General features: G+C 58.7%; 25 protein-coding genes and 1 tRNA gene. 10 read left to right on the top strand and 16 right to left on the bottom strand.

The window, feature by feature from the left end; genetic code table 11:
• A complete protein-coding gene (gene trmL, locus K0B93_RS08595; protein ID WP_219866815.1) occupies positions 1-465 on the top strand; it encodes a tRNA (uridine(34)/cytosine(34)/5-carboxymethylaminomethyluridine(34)-2'-O)-methyltransferase TrmL in 465 nt (154 codons plus the stop codon).
• A gap of 64 nt (positions 466-529) precedes the next feature.
• Here the strand turns inward: trmL and secB are convergent, their stop codons facing one another.
• Together secB and K0B93_RS08605 are read right to left on the bottom strand one after the other, a co-directional pair.
• Positions 530-1,033: a protein-export chaperone SecB gene (gene secB / locus K0B93_RS08600; RefSeq protein WP_219866816.1), complete on the bottom strand. Its 504-nt coding sequence runs from the start codon at positions 1,031-1,033 to the stop codon at positions 530-532.
• A gap of 142 nt (positions 1,034-1,175) precedes the next feature.
• Complete coding sequence (locus K0B93_RS08605; RefSeq protein WP_219866817.1) at positions 1,176-1,592, bottom strand: rhodanese-like domain-containing protein; 417 nt, start codon at positions 1,590-1,592, stop codon at positions 1,176-1,178.
• Between the two features lie 142 nt (positions 1,593-1,734).
• Here K0B93_RS08605 and gpmM point away from each other — a divergent pair, with 142 nt between their 5' ends.
• From gpmM to K0B93_RS08625, 4 genes are all read left to right on the top strand, one after another.
• Complete coding sequence (gene gpmM, locus K0B93_RS08610) at positions 1,735-3,282, top strand: 2,3-bisphosphoglycerate-independent phosphoglycerate mutase (protein ID WP_219866818.1); 1,548 nt, start codon at positions 1,735-1,737, stop codon at positions 3,280-3,282.
• Positions 3,283-3,302: 20 nt separating this feature from the next.
• Positions 3,303-4,436, top strand: a complete 1,134-nt coding sequence (locus K0B93_RS08615; RefSeq protein WP_219868073.1) for a murein hydrolase activator EnvC family protein — start codon at positions 3,303-3,305, stop codon at positions 4,434-4,436.
• 97 nt (positions 4,437-4,533) lie between these two features.
• Positions 4,534-5,952 (top strand): S41 family peptidase, encoded by a 1,419-nt coding sequence (locus K0B93_RS08620; RefSeq protein WP_219866819.1) that lies wholly within the window; start codon positions 4,534-4,536, stop codon positions 5,950-5,952.
• A 41-nt stretch (positions 5,953-5,993) separates the two neighbouring features.
• Positions 5,994-6,776 (top strand): divergent polysaccharide deacetylase family protein, encoded by a 783-nt coding sequence (locus K0B93_RS08625; RefSeq protein ID WP_228743445.1) that lies wholly within the window; start codon positions 5,994-5,996, stop codon positions 6,774-6,776.
• On the opposite strand, the gene hisF is transcribed toward K0B93_RS08625, so the two are convergent.
• The 5 genes from hisF to K0B93_RS08650 all read right to left on the bottom strand — a co-directional run bounded on the left by hisF (position 6,773) and on the right by K0B93_RS08650 (position 10,174).
• Positions 6,773-7,546, bottom strand: a complete 774-nt coding sequence (gene hisF, locus K0B93_RS08630; protein WP_219866821.1) for an imidazole glycerol phosphate synthase subunit HisF — start codon at positions 7,544-7,546, stop codon at positions 6,773-6,775. The two genes, K0B93_RS08625 and hisF, sit on opposite strands and share 4 nt — an antisense overlap.
• Before the next feature lie 10 nt (positions 7,547-7,556).
• Entirely contained in the window at positions 7,557-8,294 is a 738-nt protein-coding gene (gene hisA / locus K0B93_RS08635; RefSeq protein WP_218635489.1) for a 1-(5-phosphoribosyl)-5-[(5-phosphoribosylamino)methylideneamino]imidazole-4-carboxamide isomerase, read from the bottom strand.
• A gap of 38 nt (positions 8,295-8,332) precedes the next feature.
• Entirely contained in the window at positions 8,333-8,971 is a 639-nt protein-coding gene (hisH, locus tag K0B93_RS08640; RefSeq protein ID WP_219866822.1) for an imidazole glycerol phosphate synthase subunit HisH, read from the bottom strand.
• 30 nt (positions 8,972-9,001) lie between these two features.
• Complete coding sequence (hisB, locus tag K0B93_RS08645) at positions 9,002-9,595, bottom strand: imidazoleglycerol-phosphate dehydratase HisB (protein ID WP_219866823.1); 594 nt, start codon at positions 9,593-9,595, stop codon at positions 9,002-9,004.
• Between the two features lie 117 nt (positions 9,596-9,712).
• Complete coding sequence (locus tag K0B93_RS08650; RefSeq protein ID WP_219866824.1) at positions 9,713-10,174, bottom strand: SRPBCC family protein; 462 nt, start codon at positions 10,172-10,174, stop codon at positions 9,713-9,715.
• Positions 10,175-10,364: 190 nt separating this feature from the next.
• Here K0B93_RS08650 and K0B93_RS08655 point away from each other — a divergent pair, with 190 nt between their 5' ends.
• From K0B93_RS08655 to K0B93_RS08670, 4 genes are all read left to right on the top strand, one after another.
• A complete protein-coding gene (locus K0B93_RS08655) occupies positions 10,365-12,569 on the top strand; it encodes an AsmA family protein (RefSeq protein ID WP_219866825.1) in 2,205 nt (734 codons plus the stop codon).
• Positions 12,569-13,633, top strand: a complete 1,065-nt coding sequence (mutY, locus tag K0B93_RS08660) for an A/G-specific adenine glycosylase (RefSeq protein WP_219866826.1) — start codon at positions 12,569-12,571, stop codon at positions 13,631-13,633. Before K0B93_RS08655 ends, mutY begins: the two co-directional genes overlap by 1 nt.
• 72 nt (positions 13,634-13,705) lie before the next feature.
• Positions 13,706-13,978 (top strand): oxidative damage protection protein, encoded by a 273-nt coding sequence (locus tag K0B93_RS08665; protein ID WP_219866827.1) that lies wholly within the window; start codon positions 13,706-13,708, stop codon positions 13,976-13,978.
• 121 nt (positions 13,979-14,099) lie between these two features.
• Positions 14,100-14,175 (top strand) — tRNA-Phe (locus K0B93_RS08670).
• A gap of 436 nt (positions 14,176-14,611) precedes the next feature.
• On the opposite strand, the gene K0B93_RS08675 is transcribed toward K0B93_RS08670, so the two are convergent.
• From K0B93_RS08675 to K0B93_RS08700, 6 genes are all read right to left on the bottom strand, one after another.
• Positions 14,612-15,514 (bottom strand): hypothetical protein, encoded by a 903-nt coding sequence (locus K0B93_RS08675; RefSeq protein ID WP_219866828.1) that lies wholly within the window; start codon positions 15,512-15,514, stop codon positions 14,612-14,614.
• A gap of 12 nt (positions 15,515-15,526) precedes the next feature.
• A complete protein-coding gene (locus K0B93_RS08680) occupies positions 15,527-17,671 on the bottom strand; it encodes a right-handed parallel beta-helix repeat-containing protein (protein WP_219866829.1) in 2,145 nt (714 codons plus the stop codon).
• A 246-nt stretch (positions 17,672-17,917) separates the two neighbouring features.
• Entirely contained in the window at positions 17,918-18,511 is a 594-nt protein-coding gene (locus K0B93_RS08685) for a hypothetical protein (RefSeq protein WP_219866830.1), read from the bottom strand.
• 123 nt (positions 18,512-18,634) lie between these two features.
• The gene (locus K0B93_RS08690; protein ID WP_219866831.1) at positions 18,635-18,928 is read right to left on the bottom strand and encodes a hypothetical protein; all 294 of its coding nucleotides are present in this window, start codon (positions 18,926-18,928) and stop codon (positions 18,635-18,637) included.
• Between the two features lie 168 nt (positions 18,929-19,096).
• A complete protein-coding gene (locus K0B93_RS08695) occupies positions 19,097-19,900 on the bottom strand; it encodes an enoyl-CoA hydratase-related protein (protein ID WP_219866832.1) in 804 nt (267 codons plus the stop codon).
• A 79-nt stretch (positions 19,901-19,979) separates the two neighbouring features.
• A complete protein-coding gene (locus K0B93_RS08700) occupies positions 19,980-20,420 on the bottom strand; it encodes a DUF4124 domain-containing protein (protein WP_219866833.1) in 441 nt (146 codons plus the stop codon).
• Positions 20,421-20,719: 299 nt separating this feature from the next.
• Here K0B93_RS08700 and K0B93_RS08705 point away from each other — a divergent pair, with 299 nt between their 5' ends.
• On the top strand, positions 20,720-21,946 hold the full coding sequence (locus tag K0B93_RS08705) for a hypothetical protein (RefSeq protein WP_219866834.1): 1,227 nt from the start codon (positions 20,720-20,722) through the stop codon (positions 21,944-21,946).
• A gap of 74 nt (positions 21,947-22,020) precedes the next feature.
• Here K0B93_RS08705 and glcF read toward each other — a convergent pair whose 3' ends face one another.
• Genes glcF through K0B93_RS08720 form a run of 3 tightly spaced genes read right to left on the bottom strand, consistent with a single transcriptional unit; the run spans position 22,021 to position 25,775 of the window.
• Positions 22,021-23,229, bottom strand: coding sequence for a glycolate oxidase subunit GlcF (glcF, locus tag K0B93_RS08710; protein WP_219866835.1), 1,209 nt, complete (start codon positions 23,227-23,229; stop codon positions 22,021-22,023).
• A 13-nt stretch (positions 23,230-23,242) separates the two neighbouring features.
• Entirely contained in the window at positions 23,243-24,310 is a 1,068-nt protein-coding gene (gene glcE / locus K0B93_RS08715; RefSeq protein WP_219866836.1) for a glycolate oxidase subunit GlcE, read from the bottom strand.
• Positions 24,303-25,775 carry an FAD-linked oxidase C-terminal domain-containing protein gene (locus tag K0B93_RS08720; RefSeq protein WP_219866837.1) on the bottom strand — a complete coding sequence of 491 codons (1,473 nt, stop codon included), beginning with the start codon at positions 25,773-25,775 and terminating at the stop codon, positions 24,303-24,305. The genes glcE and K0B93_RS08720 overlap by 8 nt, the downstream gene beginning before the upstream one ends.
• Positions 25,776-25,807 lie beyond the last annotated feature (32 nt).

The raw sequence follows: 25,807 nt of genomic DNA on the forward strand, positions 1-25,807 counted from the left end.
ATGCTGAATGTGGTGCTGTACGAGCCGGAAATACCGCCGAACACCGGCAACATCATTCGGCTCTGCGCCAATACCGGCTGCCGGCTGCACCTGATTGAGCCACTGGGATTCACCCTGGAGGACAAGCAGATGCGCCGCGCCGGTCTCGATTACAGCGAATACGCCACCATCACGGTTCACCAGAGCTACGCAGCCTTTCTGGAGGCCGAACAGCCCCGACGCCTGTTCGGCCTGACGACAAAAGCCAACCGCGGCTATCATGAGGCTACCTATCAGGCCGGCGACTACCTGATGTTTGGCCCGGAGACCCGTGGCTTGCCCGCCGAAGTGCGGGCATCGCTGGCCACCGAACACTGCCTGCGGGTCCCGATGCGACCGGACAGTCGTAGCCTGAACCTGTCCAACACCGCCGCTCTCGTGGTCTATGAAGCCTGGCGGCAACTGGGGTTCGAAGGCGCAGTCTGAGCCCTCGGCACCAGACACAAAAAAACCGGCCAAGGCCGGTTTTTTTGTGCAAGGTCAGGCAGGTTCAGTGCGTCTGCTGCTCTTCCTTGGCCTCACCCGCGGCTTCTTCCTGCTTGCGCTTGAGCGCCTGGGCGTAGATAGCGTCGAAATTCACCGGGGCCAACATCAGGGCCGGGAAGCTACCCTTGCCAACGATGCCATCGATTGCCTCGCGAGCATACGGGAACAGGATGGTCGGGCAGTAGGCGCCCAGCATCTGGCCCAGTTGCGCGCCTTCAATACCCTGCACCAGGAATACGCCGGCCTGCTGGATCTCTACGATGTAGGCAACCTTCTCACCGACCTTGGCGGTCACCGTCAGGGACAACACCACTTCATACTGGTTGTCGCTCACCTTGTTGTGTGAGGTGTTCAGGTCCATGTTGACCTGTGGCTTCCACTGTTCCTGAAACACCAGCGGAGAATTCGGTGATTCGAAAGACAGGTCCTTCACATAGATGCGCTGAAGGGCAAACTGGGGTTGGGTTTCGTTTTCGCTGCCTGCTGCGGCTTGCTGATTCTCAGCCATGTTCAGTCCTTTCGTTCTCGATCATGGGCCCGGGGCCCGTTGTTAGGAAGCGTGATGCCGGAACATTCTACTGCGTGGCTCCGCCGGCTAATGTGAAACAGTGCGGCAGATTGCGGTTCAGATCAAGGCCCGACCACCACCGTTACTTTTTCACCAGTGGCAGGTTGCTGCTCCTCCAGTCGGCAACGCCGCCATTGAGCCGCACCACATTGGTGAAACCTTCGGCATTGAGCTGCTTCACCGCCATGGCAGAATGCTGCCCCATCTTGTCGGCCACGATGATCTGCTTGTCCTTGAACTTGTTCAGTTCGGCCGTGCGGCTCTTGAGGCTGTTCAGGGGAATATTGACCGACCCGGTGATCCGGCCTTCACCAAACTCCTTCCGGTCACGGATATCCACCACCACGGCTTCGTCCTTGTTGATCAGCGTGACAGCCTCCTGCGCGGAAATTTTCGCACCGCCCCGACGGGATTCAAGGAACAGGATGGCAAGCAGGAACGCCACAAACAGCGACACAAGAATGTAGTGATTAACAACGAATTCGAACAAGCGATCCATGAAAGTACCCTGAAAAATAATTTGGCAGGATTATACACACACGGGCGCGGTCACAGAAGGCAGCCGACATGGCTTGTGCGAATGAAAACGGTTAGAATCTGCACTCCCGTTTACCAACATTTCCACCAAACCGGATGAAGTGATGACCGCGACGCGCAAGCCGACTGCTCTGATTATCCTGGATGGCTGGGGCCACCGTGACCCGGCCGAAGACAATGCCATCAGCAATGCCAACACCCCGTTCTGGGACAAGCTCTGGCAGAACCAGCCAAAGACCCTGATCAACACCTCGGGCATGTTCGTAGGGCTGCCTCAGGGCCAGATGGGTAACTCGGAAGTCGGCCACATGAACCTGGGCGCCGGCCGGGTCGTCTACCAGAGCCTGACCCGAATCGACAAAGATCTCGAGGATGGCACCTTCCAGAAGAATAAAGTGCTTTGCGCCGCCATCGACAAGGCGGTCAGCAGCGGCCGTGCGGTTCACCTGATGGGCCTGATGTCGCCCGGAGGCGTCCATAGCCACGAAGACCACATCATCGCCGGCGCCGAACTGGCCGCCGCACGGGGCGCGAAGGAGGTCTATATCCACGCCTTCCTTGATGGCCGGGACATGCCGCCGCGCAGCGCCAAGGCCTCGCTGGAAAAAGCCGCCGCCCGAATGGAAAAACTGGGCGTCGGCCGAGTCGCGTCCATCGTGGGCCGCTATTACGCGATGGACCGGGACAACCGCTGGGACCGAGTTGAGGCTGCCTACACCCTGATGACCCAGGGCACTGCCGAGTATACCGCGGCCGATCCGGTAAACGGCCTTGAGCAGGCATACGAACGGGGCGAAAACGATGAATTCGTGAAACCGACCCGCATTCACGTCGCCGGCGAACCCGACGGTACGATCAATGACGGCGACACCGTCCTGTTCATGAACTTCCGGGCGGACCGGGCCCGGGAAATGACCCGCGCGTTCGTCCAGCAGGATTTCGAGGGCTTCGACCGCCGGAAGCACCCGGAACTGGCCGATTTCGTGATGCTCACCGAGTACGCGGCGGACATCAAGACCAGCTGCGCCTACCCGCCCGAGCAACTCGTTAACGGCCTGGGTGAGTACGTCGCCAAGCAGCACAAGACCCAGTTGCGAATTTCGGAAACCGAGAAGTACGCCCACGTCACCTTCTTCTTCAACGGCGGTCTCGAGACCCCGTTCGAAGGCGAGGACCGCATACTGATTCCTTCCCCGAAAGTGGCGACCTACGACCTGAAGCCGGAAATGAGCGCGCCGGAAGTGACCGACAAGCTCGTCGAGGCCATCAAGAGTGGCAAGTACGACCTGGTCGTGTGCAACTATGCCAATGGCGACATGGTCGGACACACCGGCAAGCTCGACGCCGCCATCAAGGCTGCCGAATGCCTTGACGAATGCGTACGGCGCGTGGTCGAAGCCCTTGACGAGGTCGGCGGTGAAGCTCTGATCACGGCCGACCACGGCAACTGTGAACAGATGACCGACCCGGATTCCGGCCAGGTCCACACGGCCCATACCATTGGCCCGGTGCCGCTGATCTATACCGGACCGCGCAACGCATCCCTTCGGGATGACGGCAGCCTGAGCGATGTGGCACCGACCCTGCTGACCCTGATGGGGATGGAACAGCCCAAGGAGATGACCGGACACAGCCTGGTCAAGATCGATTGATTGCAGGGCAGGCAGGCGTGTTGCAGTTGCTCTCGGCCCTGGCGCTCGCCCTGCTTCTGGGCGCAGCGCCGGCGTATGCGGATAATGAGGTCACCCCGGCCCAGATCGAAGACCTCAAAGAACGGATTGAGGACATCGACGATTGGCTGGCTGATGCCGAGGAGGATCGCTCAACCCTTGAGCAGCAGCTGGCCTCGACCGAGCGCAAGATCAGCCGGCTGACCCGGGAGCGGCGGTCGCTGCGCCAGCAGGCGGCCCAGCAGCAGCAACGCCTGCGCGCACTGAAAGACGAAGAACAGAGCCTGACCCGCACCCTCGACCGTCAGCGCGAAAGCCTGAAGCGACAGATCCGGGCCGCCTGGATGGAAGGCGATGCCCCGGCGGTCAAGGTATTGCTGAACGAGATTGACCCGGACCGGATTGCCCGGACCATGACTTACTACGAATACCTGAGCCGGGACACGGTCGATCGCCTGGAGGCCTTTCGCAAAAGCCTGCAAGAGCTCAAGGAAACCCGGGCCAACGTCGAGGCCACCCGGGTAGAACTGGCCCGAACCGAAACGGACGTTACCCAACGCCAGGAAGAACTGGCCCGGTCACGCAAGGCCCGCGAGGAAACCCTGGCCGCCCTGACTGCCGACATCCGGAACCGCCAAAGTGAGCGAGAGGACCTGGAATCGGACCGAAAGCGTCTGGAGAAGCTTCTCAAGGAAGTCCAGCAGGCAATTGCCAGCATTCCCTCACCCAACGAGTCGCAACCCTTTGTTTCATTGCGGGACAAATTGCCCTGGCCCGTGCAAGGCAAGGTGCAAAGCGGCTTCGGTGATCGCTACGCAGACGGCAAGCTTCGCCGCAATGGCCTGTTGATCAGCACCGACGAGGACGCCGAAATCAGGGCCATCCATTACGGGCGTGTTGTGTTCGCCAACCGGCTCCGGGGATTTGGCCTGATCACCATTATTGATCACGGCGACGGCTACATGACACTCTATGGCCATAGCAGCAGCCTGTTCACCAGCCCGGGCGACTGGGTGGCGGCGGGCGAACCGATTGCCCTCGCCGGACGTACCGGCGGCACCGAGAGCCCGGCGCTGTACTTCGAAGTGCGCCACAACGGTAAGCCGGACAACCCCAGACGTTGGCTGGCCAACTGAAGCGTGGCAGGAGGGCTGACAAACGCCCCAGCTAACGCCATACTGTCTGAAATCAGGGAAACCAGTCCAACTATCGGAATAAAAACGGGATAAGTGAATGAAACGGGTCAGAAGTCCACTCCACGTCTTTCCTTTGCGCGCCATTGCTCTCGCCACCTGTTTCAGCACTGCCTCCGGACTGGCACTCGCTCAGGATGAAGCCCAGGGCCAACAGCTGCTCGAAGGCATCCAGGACGGCGAACGCGTCGAGATCACCCTGCCGGATCCGGAAAAACAGCTCCCTCTGGATGACCTGCGTAAATTCACCGAGGTTTTCAGCCGCATCAAGGACGCCTATGTGGAAGAGGTGGATGATCGCCAGCTACTGGAAAGCGCGATAAAGGGCATGCTGTCCGACCTGGACCCCCACTCTACCTACCTCGCCCCCAAGGATTACGAAGAGCTGGAGGAAAGCACCTCCGGTGAGTTCGGCGGTCTCGGCATCGAAGTCGGAATGGAAAACGGCTTCGTTAAAGTAATTGCGCCGATTGATGACACGCCGGCCCAGAAAGCCGGCGTCCAGGCCGGCGACCTGATCATCAAGCTCGATGAAAAACCGGTCAAGGGCATGAGCCTGGAAGAAGCGGTTCAGCTTATGCGCGGCAAACCGGGCACCATCCTCACCCTGACCATCATGCGTGAAAGCGAAAGCGCCCCCATTGAGATCAAGGTGGAGCGCGATGTCATCAAGGTCACCAGTGTAAAATCCCGGATGCTCGACAACGGCTACGGCTACGTCCGCATCACCCAGTTCCAGGCAGACACCGGCAGCCAGTTCCTGAAGGCGCTCGGCTCACTCGAGGATGACCATGGCAGCGGCCTCGACGGTCTGGTCATTGATCTGCGCAACAATCCCGGCGGCGTTCTCCAGGCGGCCGTGGAAACCGCCGATGCCTTGCTCGATGAAGGCCTGATCGTCTACACCGAAGGCCGCATCCAGAGCTCACGCCTGCGCTTCAGCGCCAAGGCCGGCGATGTGATGGCAGACACGCCGATTGTGGTCCTGATCAACGGTGGCTCAGCCTCCGCCTCGGAGATTCTGGCCGGCGCACTCCAGGATCACCAGCGCGCAGTCATCATGGGCATGCAGTCCTTCGGCAAGGGCAGCGTCCAGACCGTGATCCCGCTGGACGAGAACCACGCCATCAAGATGACCACCGCCCGCTATTACACACCGGACGGTCGGTCCATCCAGGCCACGGGCATCAAGCCGGATATCGAGGTTCGTCCGGCAGAGCTGAAGGAACTGGACAGCCAGCCGTTCTTCACCGAAGCGGACCTGAGCGGGCACCTTGAAGGCCAGAATGAGGGCGACCAGCCGGCGAAGGACAATGAGTCCGAGGACTCCACAACGGCTTCACTGACGGACCGGGACTACCAGCTGCGCTCAGCCCTGAACCTGCTCAAGGGTATGCACATCCTTAACCGCAAGAGTAATGGTAAGGCCGCATCAGAGGGACAGGACTCCGCGCAGTGAGGTTGTTGCGTTTTTCCATCCTGGCGGCAGCGCTGACTGCCCTGCCCGTTGCCGGGTCCGAACCGGACAAGGAGACAGCGGGCAGTTCCGTGCTGCCGACCATTGCCATCATTATTGATGACATGGGGCACAACCTTCAGGAAGGCGAGCGCCTGGCCCAGATGGACCAGCCTCTAACCCTGGCGTTCCTGCCGTACCGGCGCTACACGGTTCCATTGGCCAAGCTGGCCCACAGGCGGCACAAGGAAATCATGCTGCACGCGCCCATGGCCAATACCCGAAATTTTGAGCTTGGGCCCGGCGGCCTGACCTCCGACATGGATGAAAAGCGCATCGCTACCACACTGCGGCGGGCACTTCAGTCGATTCCCTACGTTCAGGGCGTAAACAACCACATGGGCAGCCTGATGACCCAGAAGCTTCAAACCATGGACTGGGTCATGCAGGAGCTGAGGCAGTACCCAATCTATTTCGTTGACAGCCGGACCATAGCGTCGTCCGTAGCGGGCGATGTTGCCCGCGCCTACCAGATCCCCAGCCTGAGCCGGGACGTTTTTCTCGACCACGAACAGACTGAGGAATTCGTTGATCGGCAGTTCAAGCTGCTGATCAAACGCGCGCGGGAAAACGGCAGCGCCATCGGCATCGGGCATCCGCATAAAGTGACCGTGGATTACCTGGAGAAGCATCTGCCGGAGCTGGACGCCCAGGGTGTGGCCATAGCGACCATCAGTGGACTCTGGGCCATTCGCAACGGCAATCGGGAAATGTTCGTGGAAGGGGAAAAGCAGGCCATAAGGCCTGCCTACGCCAGGAAGCCCTAGTCCCGGACTTCGATACCCTGGCTTTTCATGAAAGCCTTGGCTTCGGGGATGGTGTGCTGACCGAAGTGGAAGATGGACGCCGCCAGCACCGCATCGGCCCCCCCTTCGGTAACGCCATCGGCCAGGTGCTGCAGCTCTCCGACGCCGCCGGATGCAATCACCGGAACAATCACCGCATCACTGATGGCACGGGTCAGCCCCAGATCAAAACCGATCTTGGTGCCGTCGCGGTCCATACTCGTCAGTAGCAACTCGCCGGCACCCATCTCGACCATCTTCCGGGCCCATTCCACGGCATCCAGCCCGGTGGGCTTGCGGCCGCCGTGGGTAAAGATTTCCCAGCGTGGCTCTTCACCTTCGGCGCTGACCTGCTTGGCGTCGATGGCCACCACGATGCACTGGCTCCCAAAACGCTCGGCGGCCTCATGCACGAATTCGGGATTGAACACGGCGGCGGTGTTGATGGAGACCTTGTCGGCACCGGCATTCAGCAGCTTGCGGATATCATCCACAGTCCGCACACCGCCACCCACGGTCAACGGAATAAAAACCTCCGCTGCCATGCGCTCGACCGTCTCGTAGGTGGTGTCGCGACTCTCGTGACTGGCCGTGATGTCCAGGAAGGTTATCTCGTCGGCGCCCTGCTCGTTGTAGCGGCGCGCCACTTCGACCGGATCGCCGGCGTCCCGGATATCAACGAAGTTGACGCCCTTGACCACGCGGCCTTTGTCGACATCGAGACACGGGATAATGCGTTTTGCCAGACCCATGATTGCTCCCTTACGCTTTGAGGCCGTCGCAGAAGGCCTGCGCTTCAGCAACGTCCAACGTACCTTCGTAGATGGCACGACCGGTAATGGCACCGAGAATGCCCTTGTCCGCGACGGTTGCAAGACGCTTCAGGTCATCCATGTTGGTGACACCGCCGGAGGCGATCACCGGGATGCCGCCCTCTTCGGCCAGCGCGGCGGTGGCTTCGACATTCACGCCCTGCATCATGCCGTCGCGGCTGATGTCGGTGTAAACGATTGACTCGACGCCGTCATTGGCAAAACGTTTCGCCAGGTCGGTCGCCATCACTTCGGACACTTCTGCCCAGCCGTCGGTGGCCACGCGACCATCCTTGGCATCCAGACCCACAATGATGTGGCCGGGGAAGCGCTTGCACATCTCGGTCACGAACTCCGGCTCCTTGACCGCCTTGGTGCCAATGATCACCCACTGCACGCCGGCCTTGAGGTAGGCTTCGATGGTTTCGGCTGAACGGATCCCCCCACCGATCTGGATCGGCAGGTCGGGGTACTTGCGGGCAATGGCCTGCACGATTTCACCGTTAACAGGCTCACCGGCGAAGGCACCATTGAGATCCACCAGATGCAGACGGCGGGCACCGGCTTCCACCCAGCGGGTGGCCATATCAACGGGGTCATCACCGAACACGGTGGAGTCGTCCATCCGGCCCTGACGCAGGCGCACACACTTTCCGTCTTTGAGATCAATGGCAGGGATAATCAGCATAAAGCAATGTCCGTGTTAATCGTTCAGACGCTCCGGCGTTACTTGCCGGACCAGTCAACAAAGTTTTTCAGCAGCTGCAGGCCGGCCCGGGCGCTCTTCTCCGGGTGGAACTGGACCGCAAAAATATTGTCGCGGGCAACGGCCGCCGCAAGGTCCACACCATAGTGGCTGCGCCCGGCAATGTCGGCATTGCCCTCGGCTTCAGCGTAATAGCTGTGAACAAAGTAGAAGCGGTCACCGTCGGGGATGTTGTGCCACATGGGATGATCGACGGTTTGCTGCACCTCGTTCCAGCCCATGTGCGGCACTTTCAGTCGCTCGCCGTTTTCGACAAGGTGGTCGCCGAAATAACGAACCTGCGAAGGGAACAGGTTGATGCAGTCCACCCCGCCGTTTTCCTCGCTGCGGGACATCAGGGCCTGCATGCCCACACAGATTCCGAGAAACGGACGGTCCCGGGAGACTTCCCGCACCAGCGTGTCCACTTCCAGCCGACGGATTTCGTGCATGCAGTCACGGATGGCGCCGACGCCGGGCAGGATGACGTGGTCCGCCTCGCGGATCTGGTCTGCGTTGTCGGTAACCAGCACCCTGACGTCCGGCGCCACGTGCTCCACCGCCTTACGGGCCGAGTGCAGGTTCCCCATGCCGTAATCGATAATGGCAACGGTCTTCATATGGAATTCGGTGTCCTGTTCGGTGACGTGTTACAGGGAGCCTTTGGTGGAGGGCGTGATGCCCGCCATCCGCTCGTCCATTTCGATCGCCATGCGCAGGGCACGACCGAAGGCCTTGAAGACGGTCTCGATCTGGTGGTGGGTGTTCTTGCCCTTCAGGTTATCGATGTGCAGCGTCACCATGGAATGATTCACGAAGCCATGAAAGAACTCTTCGAACAGGTCGACGTCGAAGCCACCGACAGCCCCGCGGGTGTAGGGCACATCCATCATCAGGCCCGGACGGCCAGACAGATCGATGACCACACGCGACAGCGCCTCATCCAGCGGCACATAGGCGTGGCCGTAGCGACGGATGCCTTTCTTCTCACCAACGGCCTGCTTGAACGCCTGCCCCAGGGTAATACCGATGTCTTCCACGGTGTGGTGATCATCGATATGCAGGTCACCTTTGGAAACGATGTTCAGATCCACCAGCCCGTGGCGGGCAATCTGGTCCATCATGTGTTCGAGGAAAGGGACGCCAGTGTCAAAACTGGACTTGCCGGTGCCGTCGAGATCAATCTCAACGGTAATCTGGGTTTCGAGGGTATTTCGTTCTACCCGAGCCTTACGTTCGGCCATGGGGACTCCGTAGCAATTGGGCGGCACGTGACCGCAAACTTTCGATTGGCGGATTATACCTTTTATGCCCGCCGGAGTCCCACAACCGGTTCAACTGACTCGATAGCCTGAAACGGGTCAGACCGCCTTTTTCAGGTTACTCATGTAGGTATCCACGAGGCTGTTGAACTCGTGCTTGATGACCGGACTGATTGCCAGCTTCAGCAGACTGGGCAGCGGCACCGTAAGCTCGGCGCTGGTCTGGAATTTCACGGCGGTCACGTTGTCGCCCTTGGCCTTGATGGTCCAGGAACCTCGCACCACACCATTACCCTCACCTTTCACCGGCTCCCAGGTGATGCGACCGGCTTCCTTGTCTGCGTGGTATTTGCAGGCATAGATGGACTGGATGGCGTGCTTGTCCACGCCGACCTTCTCCATCTCCCAGCGGTAGGCATTGTCTCCCAGGTCGGTCAGCTTGTGGACCTTCGGGAAATGACTGGCAGAGCGTGGCACATCGGCCAATAAATCAAAGACTTCATCGTAGCCACCCGGAATTTCGAGGTCCCGGTTCAGCTCAATCGATACGGTAATAGCCACAGCCAACTCCTTCTTATGTTTATTTGCATCAATGTAGTCGGAATAATAAGGATGTGTATTTTGGCTCAACACTACAGCATTGTCATACTCCCCCGCTGTTAATTTATTAACCCTGCGTTATCCTTGGGCTAATTAGCGTCAGGATTCACTTCGAATCCCAACAAGCTCTCCGGAAAAGGATGCCTCACCCATGAAAGCTGTTCGTTATCTGCTGATCGCGGTTATTGCACTGATACTGCTGGCCGTGGTGGCAGTCGCCGTTGCGATGGCAGTGATCAACCCCAACGATTACAAACCCCAGATTGAGCAGGCTGTCGAAAAACAGACCAACCTCGACCTCGTCCTGGAAGGCGATATCGGATGGTCGTTTATTCCCCTCGGCCTCGAACTGAACAATGTTCAGGCCAACCTGGAGGGCAACCGGTTTGTGGCCCTGGAGCAGATGGTGGCTCAGCTCGATTTCTGGTCCCTGATTTCCATGTCACCCCAGGTCGATACATTTGTCCTGAGCGGACTGGAAGCGAATCTCGAGGTGAATGAACAAGGCCAAGGCAACTGGACCCGGATCATGCCGGAACCTGCTGAAAGCGATGCAGAAGGCGAGTCGCAGACCGCTCAAGCCGAGCTGGAGCAGCAGCCAGAGCCAGCCGGAGAAGAAACCGGCGGAGAGCCACTGAACTTCAATGTTGATAACGTCGAGATTTCCAATGCCCAGGTGCATTACACCGACAAAAGCACCGGCCAGTCCGTCACACTTGAAAACTTCAACGTGAACGCCAGCCAGATTACCCTGGGCTCCGAATTTCCGTTGGACATCAGCTTCCGGGTCGAGACCGCCAAACCCCAATTTGAGGTCGATGGCAGCATCAGTGCCCGGCTCGCCGCTAATGAGGCGCTTAATGACTTTGCCGTCTCCGGCCTGAAAGCGGTGTTCGACATGAACGGCGAACCCTTTGGTGGCAAATCGGTTACCGCGGAACTGACCGGCTCCGCCCAGGCCAACCTTGAGAACGAAACCGCAACCCTGAGCGAGTTCACCGCCAGTTTCGCTAACCTCTCGATGACCACGGATCTGGACGTCAAAGGCTTTGGTGACAAGCCTGCCCTCAGCGGTTCGATCAATGTCGAGGAGTTCTCTCTGAAGGATCTGCTTAACCAGTTGGGGCAACCTGCCGTACCCACCAGCGATCCGGACGTACTCAACGCCCTGGCCTTTTCCACCAAGGTGGGTGGCGAGCCCGGCAAAGTCGCCTTGTCGGACCTGACGCTCATACTCGACGACACCACGTTCGCCGGGACTGGCAGCTACAACCTCACCAACAGCGCCATCGTGTTCAACCTCCAGGGCGACAAGTTGAATGCGGACCGCTATCTGCCCCCGAAATCCGAAGACGATGCCAAAGCGGGCGAAAGCGACGCTGAGTCAGAGGACCAAACAGCATCAGCCAAGGCAGCACAGAGCGCTCCGGAAAGCGACCTGCTGCCGCTTGAAACCCTGCGCACCCTGCTGCTGGATATCGATTTCGGTCTGGCCGAGCTCATTGTCAGTAACCTGACCATCAATGAGATCAAAGCCAGCACAACGGCCAAAGATGGTCTCATCAAGGTCGACGAGTTCAGCGGCAAACTCTACGAGGGCAGCTTCGGTGCCAACGTCTCCCTGGACGCCCGCAGCGATAATCCGAAATGGAAGATCGGCTCCGACGTCAAAAACGTCCAGACCCTGCCGCTGCTCACTGACCTGGCCGAGGTGGACATGCTCTCTGGCGGCGCCAACCTGAAGGTCAATGTGACCACGACAGGCAACCGCGTCTCGGTATTGCGCGAGAAGGCGGATGGGCAGATCAGCTTCAACCTGGCCGAAGGCCAGTTCCGCAATATGAACCTGACCCGCATGGCCTGCCAGGGCATTGCGATCGCCAACCAGGAAGACCTGAGCACGACTGACTGGGGTACAACAACACCCTTCAACGATATGCGCGGCACCCTGGACATCAACGGCAACATCCTGAAGAACACCGACCTTGTGGCTGCGCTCGCCGGCATGAAGCTCGAGGGCGACGGCACCATCGACCTGAAGCAGACCACGCTCGACTACGAGGCGGGCCTGCGGATTGTGGGCGAGATCCACCGCGATGAAGCCTGCCGGGTAACCGAGTACGTTGAGAACGTGGTGATTCCTGTAGAGTGCCGGGGTAATTTCTCCGAGGATCCCGCTGGCTTGTGCTCGTTCGATGGTTCGCGCTTCCGTGACACCCTGAAAACCATCGCCTCCAACGCAGCCAAGGCCAAGGCCAGGGAAGAAGTAGACCGCGCTACCGATAAAGCGGAAAAGAAGATTCAGGAAAAGCTTGAGGAAGAACTTGGCGACAAACTCAAAGGTCTGTTCAAGTAATGGCAGACCGTTTCGCCGACAATCTGCTTGAGTGGTACGACCAGCACGGCAGGCACGACCTGCCGTGGCACACGAACCAGAATGCCTACCGGGTCTGGGTGTCTGAAATTATGCTTCAGCAGACCCAGGTAACCACGGTGATCCCCTACTTCAACGCTTTCATGGAACGATTTCCCGACGTTCGCGCCCTGGCCGAAGCGCCGGTGGATGACGTTCTCAGCCACTGGTCTGGCCTTGGCTACTACGCCCGGGCGCGCAACCTGCAGAAAGCCGCCAAAACTGTCGTGGAAGAGTTCGGCGGCGAATTCCCGGACAGCCAGGAGGAACTGGAAACACTGACTGGCGTTGGTCGCTCCACCGCCGCCGCTATCGTGGCGCAAGCCTTTGGCAAACGCGCCGCGATTCTGGACGGTAACGTCAAGCGCGTGCTGGCGCGCTATCACGCGGTACCGGGCTGGCCGGGGCAGACCGCTGTTCTGAAACAGCTCTGGCAGTACGCCGAAGAACACACGCCTGACGCACGGGTACGGGACTACACCCAGGCGATCATGGATCTGGGGGCCATGGTGTGCACCCGCACCCGTCCCAACTGCGACGCTTGCCCTCTTCAGCAGGGCTGCGCCGCATACGCCAGGGGCGAGGCCACATTGTATCCCGGCTCCAAGCCCAAGAAAGCCAAGCCCGAAAAGACAACCTGGATGCTGATTCTTGAGGACGACGCAGGCCGGATCCTGCTGGAACGCCGGCCGCCCAGCGGAATCTGGGGAGGCCTGTGGAGTCTGCCCGAACTCGACCCGGCCATAGGGGCGGATGAGCTGCAGGAAGCCTGTGAACGCCGACTGGGGGTGCAATGCAGCGACCCTGACCTTATCAGCGGCTTTCGCCACACCTTCAGCCACTACCATCTGCACATCCAGCCCGCCAGACTGACCGTGTCGGGAGATCAAGGCGTGGCCGATGACGACCGACTTCGCTGGCTGCATCGGGATGAAGCCCTGACTCTGGGCCTGCCGGCCCCCATTCGTACGCTACTGACCGCACCCGAGCAGACTGCCCTGCTCTGAGGCCGATCAGCGCAACCGCCGCGCCCGATCTGTTATCATGCCGCGGGATTCAATTCGCCAACAGGAGCCAACATGAGCCGCACTGTTTTCTGCCGCAAATACCAGAAAGAGCTCGACGGTCTGGATTTCCCCCCCATGCCCGGCAAGAAGGGCCAGGAACTCTTCGACACCATCTCGAAGCAGGCCTGGGAGGAATGGCAGGCACAGCAGACCATGCTGATCAACGAAAAACACCTGAGCCTGATGGACCCGAATACCAGGAAGTACCTGCAGGCGCAAATGGAACATTTCTTCGACAACGAGCCTTTCGACCAGGCCGAAGGCTACGTTCCACCAGAGCAGTAAAGCCCGGCTGATCAAAGCCTGATCAACCCTGAAAAGATTCGGAAAATTTTCCGGCGCAGCCTTGACTCAAAACATCGAAACCGGTTTAATAGCGCCCCGTTGCACAGCAGTAGCGCAACATGCCCGGATAGCTCAGTTGGTAGAGCAGGGGATTGAAAATCCCCGTGTCGGTGGTTCGATTCCGCCTCCGGGCACCATCAGATTCAATGACTTAGCCCGCCTTTTAGCGGGCTTTGTTGTTTCTGGTACCCAGTGAGCTTCCGCTCAGCCTCCAACCCTATGCGAATGGGTTGCTCTGGGGTCCACTCGCTCCTCCATAATCCCCCTCTCATAGAGCGCTTTCTTCAGTTCCGAGTAATTGGTTGGACTTGGATCCTGGTCATACCGATCCTGAGCCTGTCGAGCCAAATCGCATTTATCCAGCCATTTCTCAATCGTTTCTGTGGTGCCCATATCCAGCTCCTAAGTAAGAAATCACCCAGTCACCATAGACGATTGATAAAGAACCTATCTCGATCCCTTTCTGCATAAATTGTGGCAAAAGATGGCTACGCACGTTGCTGAAATTCAGGCTGCTCCCAATCTTTCATTAACTCGGCAACGCACCTCTTGGGCCTACCTGGAACCCGAAGACTACAGCACCGGGACCCCGGGCGGCTGGAGTTCCTCAGGCAGCTCGGCCTCCACAGTGCCGGTTTCATCCACGACCGGCTCCTCTTCGACCGGGGGTTCCTCCTCAGCTGGAGGCTCTTCCACGACCGGGGGTTCCTCCTCGACTGGAGGCTCTTCCACGACCGGAGGTTCCTCCTCAGCTGGAGGCTCTTCCACGACCGGGGGTTCCTCCTCTACTGGAGGCTCCTCCACTTCGTCATCGTCGTCATCCCTCCCTGGCGGACCTCCTCCACCTGGGCCTCCCCCGGGATTACCTCCACCATTATTCGGTGGATCGTCATCGTCGGGGGGCGGATCATCGTCGACAGGTGGCTCATCGACGGGTTCGTCGGGCTCCGCAGGCGGTTCGGGGGGCGGTGGAGGAGAGCTATCCCCGGTGGATAGATTGATCGAAGCCCCCAGGTCTCTGTTCTGGCAAAGCAGGTTACCCGACCGATCGAACATGCAGGCTTCGAACATCAACTGAAAGTTGTTTGCAGCCAGGGTGGTGAGGCGCTCCTCTCCAGCTATCTGGCAGGTCACTTGTCTGCCCGTATCCAGCAAGCAACTGATCTGGCCCAGGTTATCGCAAGCAAAAGAGCCCCGGGTGCCCGGCTCTGCGCACTTCTGGAAGGCTATTTCCCTTCCTCCGGGATCGGCCGCGCTGACGGCTCGGATCCAGATCGAGTAGCGTTGTTCGGGCCTGACGGCAGCCACGTTCCAACTGACGAGGAAGGTCTGATTCGGTGCCACCGAAGTCAGTTCTGTGCCATCGCTATCTGTGACTGCGACCTGGCGAATACTGATGGACTCGCCATCATTTGCGCCACTGCAGGCCAACAACGATAACGCCATCAGGCCGGCGCTCAGAGGTCGTCCCAACATTTTACCGGCCCCTCATTTTCTGACCCAAAACCCGCGGCCAGCAGGAATTTTCGAAATTCTCGGGATGCCTTTGGCGTTGAGAACGCTGATCACGTCCGGCTGGGTGGAGAAGGCCTCCCAGGTGCCACCGTTGTGAAACCAGACCACGCGGGCATCGGCAAACACCGTCGCCAGGTCGGTAATATCTCGCCCCGTGCCGTAAAGGTTCCAGTCCCCGCGCGCCATGGCCGAAATCGTACCTGGATCAAAGGAACCGGTTTCAATCTGGCAGGACGAGGGATCGCTTTTACAGGCCGATCTCGCCTCTTCAATGGCTTGTGCCACGAACGCGTCCACGTCGACTCCGCAGTCAGTCAGGTCCTCCGCGCAGGCAGCCCTTATCTGATCCTCAACCCTGAGGACCACAGTCTCCGTACCGAGGCTGTTCAACGTGAACGAATAACCGGCCTCGGAACGCTCGCCCTGCGAATCGGTAACGCGGACCCGGATCTGGTGCGCCCCGCCGTTCATGAACACCACGCCGCCGAGGCTGCCTCCCTGGGGCGATACCAGGACGTAGTCCGGCTCTTCATCCGTCCAGAGCTCCGTGCTTACCAGCGAGCGGCCTTCCGCCAGCTCCACGTTGAACGAGAAGCTCAGGCTGTCCAGATTACTGGCGTCAAGGGTCTCCAGAGCGAGACCGGAAACGACCGGTGCCGTCGGGCTGGAACCGTACTCGACCCAACCGATGTCCACATCAGCGCCGGCAATCCGGGGATTCCCGAGGACATCCGTTTCAGCCAGCGCAACCAGCTGAGCCTCGGAGGTACCCGCGTCGACCAGGATTGATCCCTCAAGAGGATGATAACCCGGGTCCAGCCCTGCGTAGGCCTGGTCCAGGATGTTTCCCTGCTGATCAATTTGGGATTCAGGAAGCGGCAACAAGGCAGGCGAAATGTAATTGTTCAGAACCGTTGCCCGAACATTGGCGTCGGCAAACGCCAATGCAGAAGCGTTACCTGCCAGCAGGAGGGAGTTGGCGACAACCAGATTGTCCGCGTTTCCCGACACCATCTTAATCGACGGCGCCCCCGTGTTACGCTCGAACACACTGTTCACTATCCGACAGGCCCGCTCACAGCGAACAGTACCGCTGTCAATGGAGTCCGGCACCTGGTTGAGCTCAAACAGACTGTTCTCGGCATGGAGATCCCGGTCCGCCGACACGATGGAGAGCCGGGATGCCGTGTTGCCCAGGACGACCGAACGCCGGAGTTCAACCGCAGAGCTCATCAACGCACCCGCACTGTCTGCACGGTTGTTCGCCAGGGTCGAATTTTCAAGCAGGACGCGGCCGTCAAAACCCAGTATGGCGCCCCCTTCGCCGGTTGCCTCGTTATTTCGGAACTCGGAACCGGAAATGGTCAGTAACCCGCTGCTGCTACAGATTGCTGCGCCCCTTGCCGCGCGGTTGGAACGGAAGTCCGATCCGGTAACCGAACTGTCCAGGGTGCTGTCTGTGTAGATAACACCGCAGGAATCGCTGCGGTTGCCCACAAACTCACTGTCGGTGACTGCAAAGGAGCCCCCGAAAAGAAAGATGGCCGAACCGTTGGAGCTTGGCGATCCGACATCAACGACGTTGTTCACGAACTGGCTATTGATTATCCGCAGCTCTCCCTGCCCATCGCCGGCGTTCATTAAAACTGCGGAACCGGAATTCGGCCTGTCAGTGGTGTTACCGGCAAACGCAGTCCTGTCCAACAGCAAACCGGTGTTGAGTACAGTGAGTGCTCCGCCGTGCCCCGTCCCGGTCACTCTGCCATTCTGAAACCGGATACCCTTGATAGAAAAGCCTGGAGGAACGTTGGTTGAATCGTGATTCAAGTAAAGTATCTCGGCCCGCGACTGCCCATCCAGTAGCACCTCCCCCGGGGTTTCAGCTTCGATCCGAAGATCATCGCCCTGAGTGCTGTTGTAAACAAACGGCTGGCCGGGAGTGGTGGGTGCGTAAATGCCAGCGGAGAGAACAATGGTGTCGTTCTGGCTGTTAGAAGCGGCGGCCGAGAGCGCGCTCTGAAACTCACGGCTGGTGGAGACTTCGAAAAGTTGAGCATACACGGGCAACGACATAAGGCCCGCAATGGCCGCAGTCACGAGAGAGTGTCTGGTTTTCACGATCTGTCGTCCCTGAACGTATTGGTGTTAAACCAGGACTCCCAACTCCCTCTGGCAGCTTAGATAAACGCCATGTCGCCGTTTTGTACAAATTTTAGACAAGCCTTGCCGAAATTGCACCCTTTCGCCAGTCAAAAAAGAGCCACTCGGCAAACGGCTAGTCGATTTGAAAGCACAGACACAGTCGCTTTTCCCTGCGGATTCAGACACTCATCCCAAACCAAGGGGGCAAGGCCCGCGTCGGCTTTATCGGGGCTGCCCCAGGAGACAGTCAGAGTATGAAATCGTAGCCGTCGTATCCTTGCTGTAGGTGGCCGACCAACCGGTGGAGAAAAATCTCACCACGTCCGTGTCATAGCAGAGTTCACCTTGCGCGGTGATGTCGTAGGGGGTCAGGGATTTTCGTTCCAATCCATCGGAAACGTCATTTTCAGGCAACTCGAACTGGATACGCCCATCGACATTCGCTTCATCCTCACCGATAACTCGCGGGAATAGCTCGAAGGAAATGCCCGAAAACAACTGTTCAGTACGGATGGCGGGCCCAACGCAGTTGGCATTATCAAAACGCTGGAGGTAATGCCGGACCTCTCCGGTCTCTGCGAAGGAGACTGCCGAGCGGAAATACAGATCGGTGAACTCTGCCCGGGCGGGATCACAGGATGTCACCCAACAGCCAGGGAGGCCGGGCGATGTGCCAGAACAGACCAGCCCGTCAACCGTGTTTGAGGTCCTGCCAGCCTCGTTGCTATCGACCGTCTGAACCACATCACCACTGCCCGAACCCCCACACCCGGCCACAGCGAACACCACAGCCAGGGACATCCCTTTCAATTTCACGAGAACCAACCTTCCTTTGTGGGAACAACGCCAGATATCAGTTTACTACTCTTCGCTCCTTTCGCCACAGGTCTGGCACTGGCAAGATAAGGAATCTGGAGCCCCCGGAATGACCCAGGCGGGTCAAAGGCGAGGGCGCGTCCGGGACCAGGCAGTTTTTGGCAACTCGGATGGGTGCGCTTTCGAGAATACCTTCCAGTCGAGGATATTGCCGTCGGCATCAAAATGGACGAAACCGGCAAAGTCGTCCTCCTCCTGCCATGTCTTTACATAACCGACCAGTTCCCCCTCTTCGGAGAGCAGCTCAAAGGATGATTGGGACGGGTCCGATTCCGACTCGGAATCTTTCTGGAAATTTGACTGAAGGGTGTAGTTTGGATCGTTCAGCAGGGCAAGAGCGAGAAGATTTTCATTCATGTCAGCGTGCTCCGATGGTTACATACGGTTACAGCTTTTGGCCCAACCAATATAGTCGCACACTGAGAAATGAACACCCCTTCAGGTCAATTTTCCCAGCTTTTTTCGATCAAAAAACGATCAGTCGATTGACTGGGACTGATGCGCCAGGGCCGCTTGGTGCCGGAGCTATTTTTTTGCCATCTGAGCCATCATCCGGTTCACCGCCTCCAGATGCTCGGGCTCGTTGTGACACATCCCCTGGAAGCAGGCACAGAGATCCAGAAAATCCTTGAGCTCCATGCGCTGGGCCATCTTCATCAGGCGTTTGGTCAGACGTGTTGCCTTGGGTGGCTGGCTGGCCATCCGGTTCGCCAGCTTGAGGGCCTCCGGCATCAGCTCCTCGATCGGAAACACATCCATTACGATCCCTAACTCTTTGGCTTCGCTTGCCTCAACGACTCGGCCAGTGAGGGTCAGTTCGAACGCGCGCTGATAGCCGATGAGGCGCTGCATCAACCAGGCGCCACCGTCACCGGGAATAATGCCGAGATTGAGGAAGGTCTCGCCGAATTTGGCTCGGTCGGAGGCGATTCGAATGTCCGCCATATTGGCCAGATCAAACCCCGCACCAATGGCAGGACCATTGACCGCTGCGATGATCGGTACCTCCACCGCCTGCAGCGCCAGGGGAATCCGCTGGATGCCCTGACGGTACCGGTCGGCACACTCGGCGACATCGCCAGCGAAATCCCCACCCCGCTCGGCCATGTCGCGAATGTTCCCGCCAGCACTGAACGAAGAACCCGCACCAGTGATCACCAGCACGGATACATCTTCACACCGGTTAACCCACTCGGCCGTGGTGACGATGTCGTCTATCAGGTGTGAACCGGTCAGGGCGTTGCGGAGGTCATGCCGATTCAGGGTAAGCACGGCCACACGCTCATCGAGGGTCAGTAAGGCATCTGTCAGTTGCGGCAAATTCGTCATCTTCGTGATTCCCAAGCAGGTGTTATTCGGATTGCCATGGGTAACGTAACGCTGGAGCCAGATACCCCGGTCTGGGCAACTAGCGCAGAATACATTCCCGGCTGTGTTGTTGGCTGATCTTACGTCTCTGGTGACGCAGTGTGTTGCCCTTGTCGTTGCTGTAACCGGACCGGAGCTTCGACTGGATACGATCCAGTTTCCGTCGGTAATTGTCACAGATCTTCTGGAGCTTGGCACGGGATTTGGCGGCGGCGCCGCTGTTTCGAACCGGTCGGTCCGACGTCGACAGCAATCCCCGCACATCGTCACGGATCCCGGAAACACGCTTTCCCTGCCGGAGATTCTCGGACATCGGCACCGTGGACGTCGGCTGGATATCGATTTCCTGATGGGGAATCTTGCCGGGCGGGTAATCCGAGAAATGCGCGATGCCCCGGCTGTCGATCCAGGTATAAACCTCGGCGTGCGCCGATGCATTGAAGATGGCCGAAAAAACGAAGGTTGCCAGAATCCATGGCATAAAAATCCACTCCCTGTGGGTAAGTTATATGCCGCGGCAGTATAACGAACCCCACAGGGAATGCATTGAAACCAGTCCGGTTTTACTGGTCCAGAAGCTCGATCCATTGCTGGAGCGCCAGTTCCACGTAGATATCAACCGACATAATTTTGAGCTATTTATCATTCAGGGCTACCTTATACATTGTTGACTCGCAAAAATGGGAATTCTAAAAGCGTGGTCTGTTTAGCGGGACATTGAACGCCTACCAGGACGTTCTCGTCGAAACGCTGTAATTAATCAATAGATAGGGAATGTCGATGAACAGTAGAATATGGACTTTGATTGGTGCACTCATGATTATCCTTGCTCTATCAGCCTGCGGCGGAGGCGGAGGCAGTGGCACGGCAATCACGAGCGATCCTGCCGGTGGCGACAATCAAGAAGGTGCCCCGGATCCGGTAGATGGAGACTTCTACTTCAGCAGTGAGACTAATAAGGAGTACCAGAATCCTGATGCCGATATTTTCCAGGAGAAATGTTCTTTAAGCGATTATTATTTTGAATCTGCAAACTTCATCGTGTTTTCAAACCTGACAACCCACTCCAACGACGATCTGAGAACCGCGGCGACCAAGGCCCAGAGTGCAATGGATGTCATCTTGCCGCAGTTCGGCTTGAACTGGGACACCTTTTACGCAATGAAGCGAGTGGTAAGCTTCAGGGATCTCAACCAGTTTGCTTCCGAGGTAAGCCAGCTTACCTATCTGGATGGGGGCATTGAAAAACGGGTAACGATCGACCAAATTTCCGACTACTTTGGTGGGGAAATAGAAATGCCAGCTGGATCTGCAGACTGGCAGGATCCAAGCTCCAACCCTGACCTCCAGTATGCCTTCGTTTACAACGCCCTGGTCAACGAGAGAGATCCCAAAAAAGTGCGGGACGTCATGGTGGAAGCTCATGAAGGGTACGACCAATTTTTTGCAGACAACCCCACCTTTGACCCCAGACAGGAAGATTGGAACGACCAATGGGAACCCTTCTTCAAGAAGATTCAGATTTGCGCAACCAGCAACGATCGAATTGGAAGATCATCCACCAGCGGAATCAAGATTTCGCCGGACTTTGCCGAAGAAGAGTACCGACATGAATTAACGCATCTCGTTATTAACCAGGTATCTAAAGTGACTGCGTTCTGGGCGAAAGAGGGCCAAACCCATCTGTTCCTGGGCGAAGACGTCCCCGCGTCCCTGACGGATGTCGCAGTTGTTCGTGACCATATAATTGGCACTGACGAAACCGATCCGGGCCTCGAAAATATCGATAAGTTCAAGAAGGCTTATCTGGAGCTTGTGGCACTAGAAGGCGTAAATGCCCAAAAAGTGCTGGATTGGCATCGGCTCTCAATGAACATCAAGGCGGAGTGGTTCGATCCAGATGGAACCGGGGGAACCATCACTGACGCCGAAAGAGAAGCATGGATAATGGAAGCGTTCGGCGAAGTTATGCCAAAGAGCTACGCCGCATTTTTCAACGACCTCTAGTCTACAGAAACAGAAAAGGCCGGTGGAAAACCACCGGCCTTTAAAGCGCCACCTGCCGGTGGCTCAACCCCGCCTCACTGATCCAGCAATTCAACCCAATGCTGAACCGGCACCTTGGCCTTGGTCTCCAGATGCATCTGGCAACCGATGTTGGCGGTCACGATGCGATCCGGATTGTCCACGGTCAGCGCCTTCAGCTTGTTACCCAGCAACTGCTGACTCAGTTCCGGCTGCAGCACAGAGTAGGTTCCGGCAGAACCACAGCACAGGTGCTTGTCTTTGGTTTCCGCCAGGTTCACCCCGGCCTTGGTAAGTACCTGTTCGACCACGCCGTTCTGCTGCATGGCGTGCTGCAATGTACAGGGGCAATGGAAGGCAACCTTGCCCGGACTCTGGTCGAGCTTGAGCGCCTCCAGATCCTGCTTCAGCAGGAAGGCACCCAGATCCGTGCACAGCTCGCTGACTTTATGGGCCTTGGCCGCATAGACCGGGTCATCTTTCAGCAGGTGACCGTAGTCCTGAACCATGGCACCGCAGCCGGACGCCGTCATGACGATGGCTTCGGCACCGGCCTCAATGGCCGGCCACCAGGCATCGATGTTCTGGCGCATCCGCTCCAGGCCTTTTTCATGCTCGGAAAGATGGTAATTCACTGCGCCACAGCAGCCTGCCTCGGGCGCCTCCACCATGGTGATGCCCAGCTTATCGAGCACCCGAGCAGCCGCCGCGTTGGTATTGGGGGTCGCTGATGGCTGCACGCAGCCTGCGAGCGCAAGCACGATCCGGTTGTGACTGGCGGCGGGCCAGGGGCTGGCCTGCTTTCTCGGGGGCACCTTGGTGCGCAGTTTTTCCGGGAGCACCGGCCTGAACACCTGTCCGAGCCGAAGCAGCACACCAAACAGCTGGCGATTGGGTAGCACCCGAGCCAGGCCCCAGCGCAGCCATTTATCCTTGGGATCGCGCGGCAGCTCCTTTTCCATCAGACCGCGGCTGATGTCGACGAGGCGGCCGTATTTCACGCCGGACGGACACGTGGTCTCGCAACTCCGGCAGGTCAGGCACCGGTCCAGGTGTTCGCGGGTCTTCTCGGTGGCTTCCTCCCCTTCAAGAAACATCTTCATGAGGTAGATGCGGCCCCGTGGGCCGTCGCGCTCGTCATTCAGTTCCTGATAGGTGGGGCAGGTTGCGGTGCAGAAGCCGCAGTGGACACAGGCCCGCAGAATGGATTCGGCCTCCTGCCCTTCCGCTGTGTTGGCAAATTGTTGAACGAGATTAGTTTGCATCGTATTCCTGCTCTTACAACCAGCTGTATAAGCGTCCGGGATTGAAAATATTATCCGGATCGAAGGCGTTCTTGAGGCGGCGCTGGATGCCCTTGAGGGCTTCCGGCTGATGGTGCATGACTTCACCGGAGCGGTCGCCACCACGGAACAGACTCACCTGTCCTCCGGCAGCCTTGGCCAGGGGTTCCATGTCTTTCAGCTCACCGGAACCTCGGTACCAGCGCTGAGCACCGGACCAGTCGATAAACCAGTCACCCTCCAGCTTCGGATTGGCGGCGGTGGAACCGACCGAGAAGCGCCACAGCGGGACATCGTTACCGGCAAAGAACTCGTGCTGCATATCCTGTACGGACTGCCAGAACTTCTCCCCCTGCTCCATCACGTCACCCGACCACTTGTCTGCGGTCGCCTCAACCGCCGATCGGGCACCCGACAGTCTCAGGTAGACCTTGCCGTCGACCCAGCACGCCCCGGTGATGGGCTTGGGCTCGGCGGACCGGCTGTTCATGTAACGGATCACCTCTTCCATCGACATGTCCTGAACCAAAGTCATGGACGCGGCCGGTTTCGGCATTACCTTGAGGCTGATTTCCGTAATCAGACCGAGGCTGCCCATGGCGCCGGCCTGCAGCCGGGAGACATCATAGCCGGCCACGTTTTTCATCACCTGACCGCCGAATCGAAGGTGCTCGCCCTTGCCATTCAGTAACCGGATGCCCAGCACCTGGTCCCGCACGGAGCCGGTCCAGGGCCGCGACGGGCCGGACAGATTGGCGGCCAGGGTTCCCCCGATGGTGGAAGCCGCGCCCAGCCGGGGCGGTTCGAAATGCAGGGCCTGCCCCTGCTCGGCCAGCGTGGCCTCAATGTCGCTCAGCGGTGTACCGGCGCGAACCGTCAGAACCAGTTCCACCGGGTGGTACTCAACAATACCGGTATGCTCGCCCACGCTGAGGGTACCGGCATCGGGATCGGCTTCCCGGCCCATAAAGGCCTTGGTACCACCGCCGACGATGTTGAGTTTGTGCCCGCCATCGCGAGCGTGGAGCACTTGCTCCTGCAAATGTTGGGAAATATCAGCCATGGGCGGCTTCCGTATGTTCGTGCTTGTGTTGTTTGTGTTCCAGGGAACGATATTCCTGGCAGAATTTGAGCGCGGGCACACCCTTGCCGGGGTTGAGGATGCCGGCGGGATCGAAAGCGGCCTTCACGTCATGGAACTGCTGGAGTTCGTCGTCACTGAACTGAACCGCCATCTGCCGGATCTTCTCGACGCCGACACCGTGTTCACCGGTGATGCATCCACCCACCTCAACACACAGATTGAGTATGCTGCTGCCGAACGCTTCGGTGCGCTCGAACTCACCCGGCACGTTGGCATCAAACAGGATCAGCGGATGCAGGTTGCCATCACCGGCGTGGAAAACGTTGGCGACACGGAGACCGAACTCCTCGGACATTTCCTCCATCCGGAGCAACACATTGGCCAGCTCCCGTCGGGGAATGGTCCCGTCCATGCAGTAATAGTCGGGCGAAATCCGGCCAACCGCAGGGAACGCTGACTTGCGGCCTTTCCAGAGCAGTGCCCGTTCTTCCTCGCTCTGGGAGGTTCGGACCGAGGTTGCACCGAACTTGCGGAACACCTCCTCCGCCTGGGCGATGTGCTCGTCCACTTCCTCTTCCGTGCCATCAACCTCGCACAGCAACAGGGCCTTGGCCTCGCGGGGATACCCGGCCTGGGCAAAGTCGTCGGCCGCCACAATAGCGTGGCCGTCCATCATTTCCAGACCGCCGGGAATGATGCCGTGGGAGATAACGCCTCCGACGGCATCACCGCCATTCTGGACGCTGTCGAAACCGGCCATGACCACGCGAGCCACCTCGGGTTTCGGCAGCAGTTTGACCTTCACTTCCGTGACGACACCCAGCAGGCCCTCCGAGCCGGTCATCAGCGCCAGCAGATCCATGCCACAGGCGTCCAGGCCATCGCAACCGACGGTGACCACATCGCCTTCGGCCGTAACCATTTCAACGCTGTGCAGGTTGTGCACCGTCAAACCGTATTTCAGGCAGTGCACACCCCCCGAGTTTTCGGCCACGTTGCCGCCGATGGTGCAGGCAATCTGGGATGACGGGTCCGGACCGTAGTAAAGCCCGTACTGGGCAGCCTCCTCGCTGATCGCCAGGTTGCGAACGCCCGGTTGCAACCGTGCCGTTCGTGCCAGCGGGTCAATCTCGAGGATACGATTGAACTTGGCCAGCGAGAGCACCACACCCTCCTTGTTGGGCATGGCGCCGGCACTGAGGCCGGTCCCAGCGCCCCGGGCCACCACCGGAACCTGGTTTTCGTTGCAGATGCGCATGACCCGCTGCACCTGCTCAACCGTTTCCGGAAGCACCACCAGCAACGGCATCTCGCAGTACATCGACATGCCGTCGCACTCGTAGGGTTTCATGGTTTCGTTATCGGTGATAACGAAGTTCGGGTCGATAAAAGCCCGGAACTGCTCGGCCAGCTCGGCTTTGCTGACTTTCGGCTTGGTAGTCATAACGTTCTCTGGATTCGTGTCACGTCATTCTC

Source organism: Marinobacter sp. F4218 (assembly GCF_019443085.1).
Lineage (GTDB): Bacteria > Pseudomonadota > Gammaproteobacteria > Pseudomonadales > Oleiphilaceae > Marinobacter > Marinobacter albus.

Excerpts from the sequence above, each read along its gene's own strand:
- trmL (WP_219866815.1), top strand. The coding sequence starts at position 1 with ATGCTGAATGTGGTGCTGTACGAGCCGGAAATACCGCCGAACACCGGC.
- secB (WP_219866816.1), bottom strand. The coding sequence starts at position 1,033 with ATGGCTGAGAATCAGCAAGCCGCAGCAGGCAGCGAAAACGAAACCCAA.
- K0B93_RS08605 (WP_219866817.1), bottom strand. The coding sequence starts at position 1,592 with ATGGATCGCTTGTTCGAATTCGTTGTTAATCACTACATTCTTGTGTCG.
- gpmM (WP_219866818.1), top strand. The coding sequence starts at position 1,735 with ATGACCGCGACGCGCAAGCCGACTGCTCTGATTATCCTGGATGGCTGG.
- K0B93_RS08620 (WP_219866819.1), top strand. The coding sequence starts at position 4,534 with ATGAAACGGGTCAGAAGTCCACTCCACGTCTTTCCTTTGCGCGCCATT.
- hisF (WP_219866821.1), bottom strand. The coding sequence starts at position 7,546 with ATGGGTCTGGCAAAACGCATTATCCCGTGTCTCGATGTCGACAAAGGC.
- hisA (WP_218635489.1), bottom strand. The coding sequence starts at position 8,294 with ATGCTGATTATCCCTGCCATTGATCTCAAAGACGGAAAGTGTGTGCGC.
- hisH (WP_219866822.1), bottom strand. The coding sequence starts at position 8,971 with ATGAAGACCGTTGCCATTATCGATTACGGCATGGGGAACCTGCACTCG.
- hisB (WP_219866823.1), bottom strand. The coding sequence starts at position 9,595 with ATGGCCGAACGTAAGGCTCGGGTAGAACGAAATACCCTCGAAACCCAG.
- K0B93_RS08655 (WP_219866825.1), top strand. The coding sequence starts at position 10,365 with ATGAAAGCTGTTCGTTATCTGCTGATCGCGGTTATTGCACTGATACTG.
- mutY (WP_219866826.1), top strand. The coding sequence starts at position 12,569 with ATGGCAGACCGTTTCGCCGACAATCTGCTTGAGTGGTACGACCAGCAC.
- K0B93_RS08665 (WP_219866827.1), top strand. The coding sequence starts at position 13,706 with ATGAGCCGCACTGTTTTCTGCCGCAAATACCAGAAAGAGCTCGACGGT.
- K0B93_RS08675 (WP_219866828.1), bottom strand. The coding sequence starts at position 15,514 with ATGTTGGGACGACCTCTGAGCGCCGGCCTGATGGCGTTATCGTTGTTG.
- K0B93_RS08690 (WP_219866831.1), bottom strand. The coding sequence starts at position 18,928 with ATGAATGAAAATCTTCTCGCTCTTGCCCTGCTGAACGATCCAAACTAC.
- K0B93_RS08695 (WP_219866832.1), bottom strand. The coding sequence starts at position 19,900 with ATGACGAATTTGCCGCAACTGACAGATGCCTTACTGACCCTCGATGAG.
- K0B93_RS08700 (WP_219866833.1), bottom strand. The coding sequence starts at position 20,420 with ATGCCATGGATTCTGGCAACCTTCGTTTTTTCGGCCATCTTCAATGCA.
- K0B93_RS08705 (WP_219866834.1), top strand. The coding sequence starts at position 20,720 with ATGAACAGTAGAATATGGACTTTGATTGGTGCACTCATGATTATCCTT.
- glcF (WP_219866835.1), bottom strand. The coding sequence starts at position 23,229 with ATGCAAACTAATCTCGTTCAACAATTTGCCAACACAGCGGAAGGGCAG.
- glcE (WP_219866836.1), bottom strand. The coding sequence starts at position 24,310 with ATGGCTGATATTTCCCAACATTTGCAGGAGCAAGTGCTCCACGCTCGC.
- K0B93_RS08720 (WP_219866837.1), bottom strand. The coding sequence starts at position 25,775 with ATGACTACCAAGCCGAAAGTCAGCAAAGCCGAGCTGGCCGAGCAGTTC.